Raw genomic sequence first — 12,335 nt, forward strand, 5'->3', positions numbered from 1 at the left:
CGGTGCTGCTGTTCAGCACCCTGATTGCGGTCATGGGCGGGCGGGTCATCCCCTTCTTCACCGCCAGGGGAACGGACCAGGAGAAAGCGGCCCCCCTGCCATGGTTGGAGCGCGGGGCGCTCATATCACTGTGGCTGATCATGCTGCTCTGGTTGCTGCTGCCCACCCCATGGACCACCAGCCTCTATATGCTGCCTCTATATATAGTGGCGGCACTCCTTCATCTGTGGCGACAACTGCGCTGGCGGCCGCTGACGACGCTCACCCATCCCCTGCTGTGGTCGCTGCATCTCGCCTACCTGTTTATTCCCCTGGGTCTGCTTGCCCTGGCGGCTCAGGCCGCGGGTTGGCCCATAACCCTGTCGCTGGCCAGCCATCTGTTCAGTGCCGGCAGCATGGGCGCCATGATCCTGGGGATGATAGCGCGGGTCTCCCTCGGCCATAGCGGCAGAGCCTTGCAGGCGGGGCGCAGGATCACCCTGGCTTTCGCTCTGATCATCCTGGCCGCAGTGATGCGCACGCTGATCCCGCAATTCTGGCCCGCCTTCACCCTCGACGGCTGGAACCTGAGTGGCTGGAGCTGGATAGCGGCCTATGGCCTGTTTGTCTGGGTTTATACCCCCATCCTGACTCGGCCCAGGGCCGACGGACGACCAGGTTAATTCTCAAGGACGGGGCGCGGGATAGTGGATCAGGTTGTGGAAGACCACGGGCGCTACCCCGCCATTGCGATAACCATGGGGCCGATCGGCGGCAAAGCGGACCGCCTCCCCCTGTTTGAGTGAATGCCAGCCCCCGTCTATCAACACCTCCATGGTGCCGCTGATGACGATGACATGCTCGGTCACGCCCGGCTCGTGAGGCTCGGACTCCCGCACATATCCCGGCAACAGGGTGAGCTCGAACAGTTCGAAGCCAAAACGGCCTTCATAAGGAAACAGCGGCGCCACCTGCATGCCCTCGCCCGCCGGCTGCTGGCGAATGGCATCGGCGACGCGATACAGGGTCTCATTCTGCACGGCCGGGGCCGGCTCGATAAAGCTGGAGAAGGAGACCCGGAACCCGGTGGCAATCTTCCACAGGGTGGCCACCGTCGGGCTGGACTCTCCCCGCTCGATCTGCCCCAGCATGGCCTTGCTCACCCCCGTCTCTCGGGCGGCCGCATCCAGGCTCCAGCCCCGCTCGGTGCGCAGCCCCTTCAAGTGCTGAGCCAGGTGTTGACCCATCTCTTGCATATCTCCCCCTGAATTTTCCATGACACACCTTGTGCGTCATAACGCACGCGCTTATAGTCAAAAGTACATTGTACGTAATAACGCACGAGCTGCCAGCATCCAACAAGGAAGTCATCATGCCCTTTGCCCTACCCCACCTGGTCGCAGGTCTGATCGCCGTCATGGTCGGCTATACCAGCTCGGTCGTGCTGATCATTCAGGCCGCGACCGCCGCCGGGGCCGACGCGGCCCAAGTCTCCTCCTGGCTATGGACGCTGGGGATTGGCATGGGAGTGAGCTGCATCGGCCTCTCCCTTTACTATCGCATCCCGGTGCTGACCGCCTGGTCGACCCCGGGCGCCGCCCTGCTCATCACCAGCCTGGGCAACTTCAGCCTGGCGGAGGCCATAGGTGCCTTCATGATCTCCTCGTTGCTGATCACCTTGTGCGGTGTCAGCGGCTGGTTCGATCGGCTGATGCGCCACATTCCCGCCCCCCTGGCCGCCGCCATGCTGGCCGGGGTGTTGCTCCGCTTCGGGCTGGATCTGTTCAAGGTGGCCCCGCAGGATCCTCTGCTGCTGGGCACCTTGCTGCTGGCCTTCCTGATCGGTCGCCACCTCTGGCCCCGCTATACCATGGTGCTGGTACTGAGCGCGGGGATGCTGCTCTGCACCCTGAGAGGGGAGCTGCAGCTGAGCATGGTCAGCTGGCAACTCTCCAGCCCGGTCTGGACCTGGCCCGAATTTTCCTCGGGCGCCCTGCTGGGCATAGCCCTGCCGCTGTTCCTGGTCACCATGACGTCGCAGAACATGCCGGGCATCACCATTCTGCGCGCCCATGGCTATCAGCCGGCGACCTCGTCCCTGATCGGCTGGACCGGCCTGACCGGCCTGTTGCTGGCCCCGTTCGGTGGCTATGCCTTCAACCTGGCCGCCATCACGGCCGCCATCTGCATGGGCAAGGAGGTGGATCCCGACGCCAGTCGCCGCTGGCCAGCCGCGGTCTGGGCCGGTGGCTTCTACCTGTTGACCGGCTGCTTCGGTGCGACCGTGGTCGCCCTGTTCGGCGCCTTCCCCGCCGAGCTGGTGACCTGCGTGGCGGGACTCGCCCTGCTCGGTACCATCGGTAGCAGCCTGCACGGGGCACTGCAGCAGGATGAGGAGCGGGAGGCCGCACTGTTGACCTTCATCATCACCGCCTCCGGGATCAGCCTGCTTGGGGTGGGCGCCGCCTGCTGGGGACTGCTGGTCGGCATCGGATTGCATCTCGTCAACCGGCGCCGCGCCTGACCTGACCATCTGGGGAGACTCCAGTGAGACGCCGCACATAATTCAGCAAAGAGGGTTCACAGTTGAAACCTATTGCCGTCTAGTGCGCTTGAGGCGGCGACCCTTCCCCGATGCGCGCCTCTGTCAGACTCAATACTGGAGAACAAGAATGAGGAATCAGGCTGTCATTGTATTACTGGCCTTGCTGGGCACCACGGCTCAGGCCGCCGATCAGGATCGGGAGCTGGCACGCCAGCTCGCGTTGCAACAGAAGAACCTGCAGCCCCTGCTCGGCAACCCGCAGTATCAGAGCCCGCTGCCCAAGCTGTTGCAAAAGGCCAGCCCCAGGCTGAAGCGGCAGGCCACCGATGCCGATCAGGCCGCCATCCGCAGGCAGGGACTGGAGGGCGAGGTCACGCAGTTGATGCAGCTGAGGCTGGCCAACCCCGAGCAGGCTGTCGCACTGAAGCAAGGTGTCGAGCCGCTCGTCGCCTATGTTCCCAGCGGCGATGAGCAGAGCTGGAGCGCCATCGAGGCCTTCGACACGGCCGGCAATCCTGTTTACCTCGATGTGAATCAGCCACCGGCACGCCCGGTACTGGTGGTGGAGGCCGACCCCGTCAAGGCCAAGAATGCCGGTTTGAGGGTGATGCGCAAGGCGCTGGCCGAGGCTGATCTGCAGGCCGCGCCGCGCGCCGCCGACAGCACGGCACCTCTCAAGACCAGCATTCTGAAGAAGATCCGGCTGCAGGACGATCAGGAGCCCTGGCTGCTCGGCGCCGCCGAGGTGTATGCCGTGGTGGCCGGGGTCAATCCCAGCCGGGATGAGCCCGTGGTGGACATAGTCGACCTGCCCTACCTCGACCATGACAACACCGACTACAGCCCCAACCAGATACTGGTGTACTGGGATCGCTATCGCTGGGGCGCCGTCGATCTCGTCATGATGGAGCAGGATGACAACGTCAACTACAAGGAGCTCAGCGCCCTGCTGATTGAGGCGCTCAAGCTCGGCTTCACCGCCGGTGGCGTGCCGGAGGCCCTGCCCTTCCTCGATCTCGGCGGTCGCATCGTCAAGGCGTTGCCCGACTCCTGGATGACCAACAACGACGACTACCTGGATACCTTCTACACCCTGGAGCAGGATCAGATCTATCACCAGTACCCCGGTGCGGCCGGCAATGCCGTCATCACGCTGGAACCAAAAGAGATCCAGCCAACCCGACCCTGACAGACCAGCCAAAACAAAAAGCCAATGAGGTGACTCATTGGCTTTTTTTTTGTCCTGTTCCTTCTGCTCGGGATCAGGCCTGGCCCTTCGGTCTGACCCCCAGGGTGTGGCAGATGGCATAGGTCAGCTCGGAGCGATTCAGGGTGTAGAAGTGGAAATCCTTCACTCCTTCCTGGCTCAGCACCCGCACCTGATCGATGGCGATGCTGGCGCCCACCATGTTGCGCGTCATCTGATCGTTCTCCAGCCCCTCGAAGCGCTGGTGCATCCAACCCGGGATCTTCACGTTGGTGAAGCCGGCAAACTTGGTGAGCGTCTGGAAGTTGGAGACCGGCAGTATCCCCGGCACAATTTCCGTATCGATGCCGATGGCGGCGCAGCGATCCCGGAAACGCAGGTAGGTCTCCACATCGAAGAAGAACTGGGTGATGGCCCGATCAGCCCCCGCATCTATCTTGCGCTTCAGGCTCAGCAGATCGGACTGCGCACTCCTGGCCTCGGGATGACCCTCCGGGTAGGCGGCCACCGAGATGTCGAAATCGGCCTCGGACTTGAGCAGGGCGACCAGATCGGTGGCATACATGTCGGGCTTGTCGATACCCGGCGGCAAGTCACCGCGCAGGGCGACTATATGACGAATGCCGCTGTTCCAGTAGTCACGGGCGATGGTCTTCAGCTCGTCGCGGCTGGCATCGATGCAGGTCAGGTGCGGCGCGGCGATGAGGCCGGTGCGCTCCTTGATGTCCTTGATCACCTTGTGGGTGCGATCCCGGGTGCCCGAGTTGGCGCCATAGGTCACGGAGACAAACTTGGGTTCCAGCACCTGCAGCCGCTCGATGGACTGCCAGAGGGTGTTTTCCATCCCTTCGCTGTTGGGCGGGAAAAACTCGAAGCTGACCGATATGTCGCCACCCAGATCAGCCAGACTCTGGTTGAGTGCCTCTACCTGACGCGCGCTGTGAAATCCCATCTGTTATCTCCCTGTCCTACAACCGATTCCTGTACGTCAAAACGGATGTTTGGACGTCTAAACGTCTTGCTATCTTTATGAGAAAACGGATCAAAGTCAACACCGATTTACCGTCAGGGCGGGATCAGCGGCTTTTTTATTTGGCGATTCAATTTAACTAACCCTGTCCCCCCATCCCAAAATGGCCCCAGTCGCGTTATGATGCGGGCGGATCGTCCTGGACGTTCTGAATCTGCGTGTGATTGTTTGGCCGGGCTTTCCCGGCCTTTTTTTTAACTTCCTCCCCTTCCTGCCGATAATCAATTGAGTCACTTGCAGGAACCCCATCATGGAAGATCATCCCGGCTTTGCCACCGATTTGCTGTTCGATCGCTATCAGGGCGAGGTGGTGGACCATGAGCAGTTCTGGGCCGTACGAACCCCGACCGCCCCGGATTACTATTTCGGCAACTACCTGTTGCTCCCCACCCCGCCCAGCGATCGTGACAAGGGCTGGCTCGAGGCCAGCTTCGACAAGCTGATCGGCAGTGACCCAAGAGTGCGCCACCGCACCTTCCAGTGGCCACTTGCCCCGGGCCAGAACAGCCGGGTCGCCGGCTTCGTGGCGGCGGGTTATCAATATGTGGAATGCGTGGTGCTGGCACTGGATGCCACCAGCTGGCAGCAGACGACCCCGCCACCCGCGACTACCCATGCCCGCCCCTTCACGGCGGCCGACTGGGATGATTGGCTGGTGCTGGAGTGCGATGAACGGGACCCGAGCCACGAGGAGAAGCGCTACCTGCCCTATCTGCAGTCACGCCGCAGCCTGTATCAGGCCATGATCGCCGATGGATTGGGGCAGTGGTGGGGGATCTGGCAGGGGGAGCAGCTGGTCGCCAGTTGCGGCCTGTTCTTCACCGGGACCATGGGGCGCTTTCAGCTGGTGCGCACCCACCATGACTGGCGCAACCGGGGGCTCTGCCGCCAGCTGCTGAGCCAGGTAGCCCGCCAGGGCCTGACCTGCGCCGAGCGCCTCATCATAGTGGCCGACGAGCACTACCATGCCCAGCGCGTCTACCGCTCGCTGGGATTCGTGCCCGTGGCCCGCATCGGCAGCCTCTGTCGCTGGCACTCGACGGCCGTCGACCGCCCGCAGCAATAAAAACGGGAGGCTGATGCCTCCCGTTGTCGATGCTTCCTTTTATTGTGCGCTTTATTGTGTGGGCGTCGCCAGCTCGCTGGCGAGCGCCTCTTCGACCCCGGCTGCCGGTAGCAGGGCCGCCGCAGGCGTACTCATCGAGGGTGCGAGGGAAGCCGATGCTCCTGACACCGCGGCCGAGGGTGCGAGGGAGGCCGATGCACCCGACACCGCGGTCGAGGGAGCCGCCGGCACCTCACACTGGCAGTCAGCCCCCTTGGCCTTGCCCTGATGGGGGCCATACCAGCCCTTCAGCCCCTGCTCCAGCTGCTGCGCCGCAGCCTGTGGCGTCAGCTTGCCCAGCAACACCGCTTGACTCACCTCGGCCAGTTCATCCCCCAGCTTGGGGGTGCCACGGGAGAGGATCTGGGTCGCCACCCGGATGGAGGAGTCGCACTGATCGCGCCACTCCATCATCTCCTTCGCCGCCGGATTGGTCACCTCGAAGAAGTGGTTGGAGAGGGAGAAGAAGCCGGGCAACGAGTTGGTATAGAGCTCGGCAAACTGGGGGGTGGTCAGCCATTGCAGGAAGGCCATGCCCGCCTCCTTGTTCTTGCTGGCCGGGTTCAGCCCCATCCCGATGTCGGTGTGATCGGTGAAGAAGCAGCCGTCACCCTGCTTGGCCACAGGGGGGCGCATGACACCGAAGTCCACCTTGCCGGTGAAGGGGGCTATCTCCCAGGAGCCGGCCGCATAGAAGGCGGCCTTGCCGGAGGTGAACAGCTCGTTGGTGGTGGCATAGTCACGACCCTCGCCCCCCTCCCCCAGATAGGCGCGCCAGCGGGCCAGCTCGTCGAACGCCCGCACGTATTGCGGGTTGTCGAGCCGCTCCTGGCCGCCCAGCAGCGCCAGCCGGCCATCTTCCCCCTTCCAGTAGTTGGGCCCTATGTTCTGGAAGCCCAGCTCGGACGCCACCCAGCTCTCGGATCCGCTCACGGCCAGCGGCACATAGCGCCCGTCCGCCTTCACCTTGTCCAGCACGGCGAAGAAGTCGTCGCGGGTCTGCGGCACTGAGAGACCCAAGTCGCTGAATATCTTCTTGTTATAGAAAAAGCCGTGAATGACGGAGGCCATGGGCACGCAGAAGGTCTGAGCGCCGGTATCCGTCTGCCAGGGCGACTGGGCGAAACTGGGGAAGTTTTCCATCCCGGCCATCTCGCTCAACTCCACCAGATGGCCCGCCTTGAACAGGGCGAGGGAGTCGTCGAACGGGCGGCAGGTGATGAGATCCCCCGCCTTGCCATCCTTCAGGCTGGCCCAGAGGGTCGGCATGTAGTCGACGTTCTGCACCCCGTTGAACCTCACCTGGATGCCCGGATGGGCCGCCTCGAAGGCGGGAATGATCTTCTGCTCCCACAGGGCCTTGTCATCGATCCGCCAGCTCTCGATCACCAACTCACTGGCCATCAGCTGGCCGCATAACAGGAGACTCAGGGCCCCAATCCACTTGTTAGACATAAGCCCTCCTAGACCTTGAAATGTGCGATCAATTGCTGCTGCTTGGCGACCAGTTCCGCCAGCACTTCACTGCTGCCGGCCGACTCCCGCGCCTCCCGCTCGGTTTCGTAGGCCACGTCGGCGATCCCGGCGATATGACGGGCCACCCCCTGACTGACCGAGATCTGCTCCTGGGCCGCGTGGGCCACCTGATCCGCCATCGACTTGATGGCGCTCATCCGCTCGGCGATGGACTGCAGCGCCAGATCCATGGCGCGGGTCTGCTCCACGCAGCCCAGCGTCTGCTCCTGGCTGCGCCCCATCACCTCCACCACCTGCCGGCTCGAACTCTGCAGGTTCTCGATCATGGCCTGGATCTCCTCGGTCGAGGTCTGGGTCCGGTTGGCCAGAGCCCGCACCTCGTCCGCCACCACCGCGAAGCCACGGCCGGCATCGCCGGCCCGGGCCGCCTCGATGGCGGCGTTGAGTGCCAGCAGGTTGGTCTGCTCGGCGATGCTGCGGATCACATCCAGGATGCTGCCGATGTTGTTGCTGAATTCCCCCAGCTTGTGGGTGATGCCGACCGCCTCCTCCATGGCGCCCGCCAGCTGCTCGGTGATCTGGCGGGTGGCCGCGACCTGCCGACGACCGGCACGGGCCTCCTCGTCGGCCAGATCCACCTCCCGCTTGGTGCCATCGGTGGAGCGGGCCACCTCGGTGGCACTCACCTCCAGCTCGGTGATGGCGGCGGCGACCTGGTCGGTCTGGCTCTTCTGATCCTGCACCCTGGCCATGGCGCGCTCGCTGATCTCGGCGGCGCGGCTCGCCTCGCCCACCAGGTGGCGGGAGCCGGCGTTGATCTGGGAGAGCAGCTCTCCGGTCTTGCCCGCCAGGGTATTGATAGAGCGGACCAGGCTGCCGAACTCGCAGCGGCTCTGGTAGTCGATGCGGCGGGTCATGTCACCGGCCGCCATGCGGCCCAGCTCCCGATCGATCAGCTGCAGCGGACGCTGGATACTGCGCGCCGTGGTGTAGCCGATGAGCAGCGCGGCGGCGGCCGAGACGGTCGCCACTATCAGGATCCAGAGGCTGGCACTGCTGACCGCATCATCCGCGGTGAGACGGCTCTGGCTGGCGATGACGCCGGCCGACTGGCCCATCTCGTCGAGCAGAGCCAGGCTGTTGGCCAGGCTGGTATCGAGCCGCTGGTTCAGCTCCTGCTGCGACGCGGCCAGTTGCTGGGCGTGACGCATGGTAGCCAGCAGCCCCTGCGGGCCGAGCGCCAGCTCCTGCATCCGATCCAGGTTGGCGACGAAGCGCTGCTTCACGTCGTCGGGCACCAGCACCCGCTCGAGCCGCTTGCGGGCCATCTCTATGTCCTTGCTGAGCACCTTCTCCAGCTCGTTGAGATCCGTGCCGGCATCGGCCCGGCGGATATTCTTCAGATCCCGCGCTATGCCGGAGGTGATGAGCTCGGCCTTGTTACGCATGGAGCGCTTGCCGGACGCCTGTTGCAGCAACAGGTCGGCGGCCCACTGATAGGTATCTTCCAGCCGGATGAAGGCGATCTCCAGCTGGCGGCGCCGATCGAGGGCCTCGACCCATTGCACATGCTGGGTCAGCACCTGATCCGCCAGGCCGTAGAAGGTCTTGGTGGCATCATCGACCTGCCGGAAGCGCTCGTTCGCCTCGGTCACGAACTTGCCCATCCCCTGGCTCAGTTGCACGAAGTGCGCCTGCTGCGCCTTGAACTGGCTGGCCAGCTGCGGCAACTGGGCCGCATCCTCGCTGCTGCGGTAGACCAGCACCCAGCGGCTGCTGTCCTGCAGTGCCCCTTTGAGCCCCGCCACGGTAATCACCAGGGGGGTGGCCCGATCCGAGACCTGCGACAGCCCCTCGTTGATACCCCGGATCTTCAGGGTACTGATGAGGCCAAGCAGGATAAGAAGCAGCAACATCAACACAAATCCGGCGATGATCCGCTGCACGATAGACAAACCCATAGAGACATCCTCACTCGTTGGGAAAAATGGCGTGAATGCAGAGACTATCGGCAGGGTCGTTCAATAGGAGAGTGCTATCTGGCGCGATGATGGGCTGGATCAACGTTATGGCCCAGTCCCGGGCAGAAAAGGGCCCGAACAGAGCCGGGCCAAAGAGACGTGCTTAGCTGTCATGGCCTTGAGGCGGCCAACCCGCGTCCTATCAGAAGCGATAGCCGACGCCAAACATGAAGGCGACCGGATCGATGGAGGTGTTGATGGTCCCCACCGCGGTGTGCACATCGGTGTCGATATCGATGAGCCAGGCGGAGGCGTTGACGAACCAGCGATCGTTGATCGCCATGTCCAGACCCACCTGACCCGCCAGACCCCAGGAGGAGTCGACGCTGACATCCGTGCCCGCCAGGGCACCGCGTCCCTCTTCATCGAAGAAGGTGGTGTAGTTGATGCCGGCACCGACGTAAGGACGCACCTTGCTGTTGGCATCCCCGAAGTAATATTGCGCCATCAGGGTCGGTGGCAGGTGCTTGACCTTGGCAACCTCACCCAGCCCTGGGGTCGAGACCGAGTGGGAGAAGGGGGTGGCGGCCAGCAACTCGACGCCCCAGTTGTCCGTGATCATGTAGGAGAGGGTCAGCCCCAGTTGCATGTTGCTGTCGATATCCAGCTCGCCCGTACCCAGAACATCGTCACTGCTGGTCTGAGGGGAGACGAAGGCCAGACCACCACGAACCAGAATATCACCGGCCTGATGGGCCATGGCGGCAGGGGAAGCGAGGGCGGCTGCGATCAGCAGCGGCAGGATCTTTTTCATCACGTATTTCCTTTTTTGTTTTCTTTCTATGTTGTAAGCCCGAAAACTATAAAAGGATGTGAATGATCAGTTATTGATTTAGCTCAATAGTTGCCAAGAAATAGATGGATGTACATAACAGCTTTCATTGCTCATCAAATCATCAACAAATTAAAATAAGGCCATTAATTACAATAGATTAACGTGAGATATAACTGAGTCTTGCCCACTTAAATATAATTTAAATACACCTTTGCGGCCGCTCATTCCCGTCTTGACCGTTGTTTACCTATCCTGAAAGGCGTATTTTATTAAGGTGATGTAACACGCCTGTAAGCGATATTTTATGAAAGAGCAAACCACCAGAGACAAAGTATTAGGCATCCTGGCAGCCATCTGGGGCATAGGCTCCTTCCTGTTCATCTTGCTGGGATTTGTTATCGCGCTGGCGTGGCTGGTCCTGATGCACTAGTGTCCTCCGCCGGGCCGGACGTCCGATAATTCAGCACCCCACCGGCGACGATCTGCTCAGGCGACGACGCCCACCACTCGCGAGGCAACTCGCCGTCGAACCCCTGCCAACGATCACGCCCCTCCTGCTTGGCACGATAGAGCGCGATGTCCGCCAGCTTGAAGCTCAGCTCCCAGAACGACTCCTCCAGCTCCCGGTGCAAGGGGTAGTCGCAATAACCCAGCGAGACCGTCATGTGCAGCGGCGCCGTCTCTGGACCGAACGGATAGGCGGCGATCTCGCGGTGCAGGCTGGCGAGGCGGACCTGCCCATCCTGGCGGGAGAGCAGCAACAGAAACTCCTCCCCACCCAGTCGGATCAGCGGCTCCCCCTCCCTCAGCGAGTGGCGCAACAGCGCGGCCAGCTGGCGCAGTACCAGATCCCCCATGTCGTGACCGAAGTGATCGTTGACCCGCTTGAAGTGATCCAGATCCAGCAGCACCGCCAGCCTGGGCTCGGCCAGCTCGTAGCGGGCCAGCAACCACTCCTCCAGATAACGGCGATTGAAGGCCCGGGTCAGGGGATCCGTGTAGGCGGCCATCTCCAGCCGGGAGGAGTGCGCCTGCATGGCGCTGTGCTGCAGGCTGATCTTGGCCGCCATCTCCCTGAATTTGCGGCTGAGCAGGGCCATCTCCCAGCTGCTGTCGAAGATGGGCAGGCGGCTCACATCCGGCTGCTCGCTGAAATGCTGCAGGGCGGTCACCAGCTCGTTGACGGGCTCCAGCACTATGGAGCGCAGCCGCTGCCGGGCGATGAGGATGCAACACAGGCTGATCAGCAGCATGCCAAACAGCATCCAGAGGGTCCCCTCCAGCGCGCCCCGCAGCACGTCCCGCTCCTCCTCCACGATCAGCGTCAGCACGGGATTGCCCGCGCTGTCGAGCAGCAACCCCTCTCCCCGTACCCAGCGCAGGCCGAGATCCACCAGCCGATAGCGCACCCGGTTGCCGAGCGTGTCGAACCCCGCCATCTCTCTGGCCGACACCGGCGGCGCGAAGCGAAGGGGGATGGCGACGCGCTCGGCCAGCTTGGCCATGTAGCGTCGATCCAACCAGCGCAGCGCCAGCAAGAAGCCGTTGGGTTGGTGCAGCCCCGCACTGTCGGTCACCGGCTGCAACGAGAAGATGAGCGGCCCCCACTGGGAGCCCAGCACCCCGCTCAGGGCCCGCATCTGCCCCTGGCGCGACTCAGCCAGCAGGCGCGACGTCAGCTCATCCAGAAAACGGGGTAGCAGCGTCGTATCCACCCCCTCGGTGTCCGGCAGCATGGTGCGGGTCCAGACCTCCTCCCCCTGCAGATCCAGATAGCTCAGCAGGTTGAGCTCGAAATCCCGCATCGGGGTATCGACCAGCAGATTGGAGTTGATGTAGCCCCGGTTGGGTTTGGCGATGAAGGTTCGGGTCTCGTCCCAGATGCCCCAGTCCCGGGTGAAGGCGTTGATCGCATCGATGTCCCCCTGCACCGCCCTGCACACCCGTTGCAGATGCTCCCTCATCCTCTGCTCCTCGAGCCGCTCCACCGCCGGTATCTGCGACAGGGCGATCACGATCAGCAGCATCAGCACGGCGCCCACCCAGACGGGTAACATGGAGTAGGCCAGCAGATGATCGATGGGACGGGGATTGTGGGTCATAGACGCCGGGATCCTGATGACAGCAAACAAGGGCGGAGACGAGATCAAGTATGGGGCATGGCCCTGAGGGAGCAGCTCCCGCCAGCCCATAAAAA

At 62.9% G+C, this 12,335-nt stretch carries 10 protein-coding genes (1 of these 10 cut by a window edge); 4 read left to right on the forward strand and 6 right to left on the reverse strand.

The window, feature by feature from the left end; translation table 11 throughout:
* Positions 1-662 carry the 3' portion of an NnrS family protein gene (locus EL255_RS19380; RefSeq protein WP_042653379.1) on the forward strand. Its footprint begins 535 nt before the window's first position, so 662 of the gene's 1,197 nt are visible here — the last part of the coding sequence; its start codon lies beyond the left edge, outside the window; it ends in the stop codon at positions 660-662.
* A 3-nt stretch (positions 663-665) separates the two neighbouring features.
* Here the strand turns inward: EL255_RS19380 and EL255_RS19385 are convergent, their stop codons facing one another.
* Entirely contained in the window at positions 666-1,235 is a 570-nt protein-coding gene (locus tag EL255_RS19385; protein ID WP_042653380.1) for a helix-turn-helix domain-containing protein, read from the reverse strand.
* Between the two features lie 116 nt (positions 1,236-1,351).
* Between EL255_RS19385 and EL255_RS19390 the strand changes: the two genes are divergently transcribed.
* Together EL255_RS19390 and EL255_RS19395 are read left to right on the forward strand one after the other, a co-directional pair.
* Positions 1,352-2,503, forward strand: coding sequence for a benzoate/H(+) symporter BenE family transporter (locus EL255_RS19390; RefSeq protein WP_042653381.1), 1,152 nt, complete (start codon positions 1,352-1,354; stop codon positions 2,501-2,503).
* Between the two features lie 148 nt (positions 2,504-2,651).
* A complete protein-coding gene (locus EL255_RS19395; RefSeq protein ID WP_042653382.1) occupies positions 2,652-3,713 on the forward strand; it encodes a DUF3103 family protein in 1,062 nt (353 codons plus the stop codon).
* Between the two features lie 73 nt (positions 3,714-3,786).
* Here the strand turns inward: EL255_RS19395 and metF are convergent, their stop codons facing one another.
* Positions 3,787-4,683 (reverse strand): methylenetetrahydrofolate reductase, encoded by an 897-nt coding sequence (metF, locus tag EL255_RS19400; RefSeq protein ID WP_042653383.1) that lies wholly within the window; start codon positions 4,681-4,683, stop codon positions 3,787-3,789.
* 328 nt (positions 4,684-5,011) lie between these two features.
* Between metF and EL255_RS19405 the strand changes: the two genes are divergently transcribed.
* Positions 5,012-5,827, forward strand: a complete 816-nt coding sequence (locus EL255_RS19405; RefSeq protein WP_042653384.1) for a GNAT family N-acetyltransferase — start codon at positions 5,012-5,014, stop codon at positions 5,825-5,827.
* 51 nt (positions 5,828-5,878) lie between these two features.
* Here the strand turns inward: EL255_RS19405 and EL255_RS19410 are convergent, their stop codons facing one another.
* From EL255_RS19410 to EL255_RS19425, 4 genes are all read right to left on the reverse strand, one after another.
* Positions 5,879-7,321, reverse strand: coding sequence for an ABC transporter substrate-binding protein (locus tag EL255_RS19410; RefSeq protein ID WP_042653385.1), 1,443 nt, complete (start codon positions 7,319-7,321; stop codon positions 5,879-5,881).
* Between the two features lie 8 nt (positions 7,322-7,329).
* The gene (locus tag EL255_RS19415) at positions 7,330-9,303 is read right to left on the reverse strand and encodes a methyl-accepting chemotaxis protein (RefSeq protein WP_042653386.1); all 1,974 of its coding nucleotides are present in this window, start codon (positions 9,301-9,303) and stop codon (positions 7,330-7,332) included.
* A 202-nt stretch (positions 9,304-9,505) separates the two neighbouring features.
* Positions 9,506-10,117 carry an OmpW family outer membrane protein gene (locus EL255_RS19420; protein WP_042653387.1) on the reverse strand — a complete coding sequence of 204 codons (612 nt, stop codon included), beginning with the start codon at positions 10,115-10,117 and terminating at the stop codon, positions 9,506-9,508.
* Positions 10,118-10,533: 416 nt separating this feature from the next.
* The gene (locus EL255_RS19425; protein ID WP_042653388.1) at positions 10,534-12,240 is read right to left on the reverse strand and encodes a sensor domain-containing diguanylate cyclase; all 1,707 of its coding nucleotides are present in this window, start codon (positions 12,238-12,240) and stop codon (positions 10,534-10,536) included.
* Between the last annotated feature and the right edge of the window lie 95 nt (positions 12,241-12,335).

This window comes from Aeromonas encheleia, from assembly GCF_900637545.1.
Lineage (GTDB): Bacteria > Pseudomonadota > Gammaproteobacteria > Enterobacterales > Aeromonadaceae > Aeromonas > Aeromonas encheleia.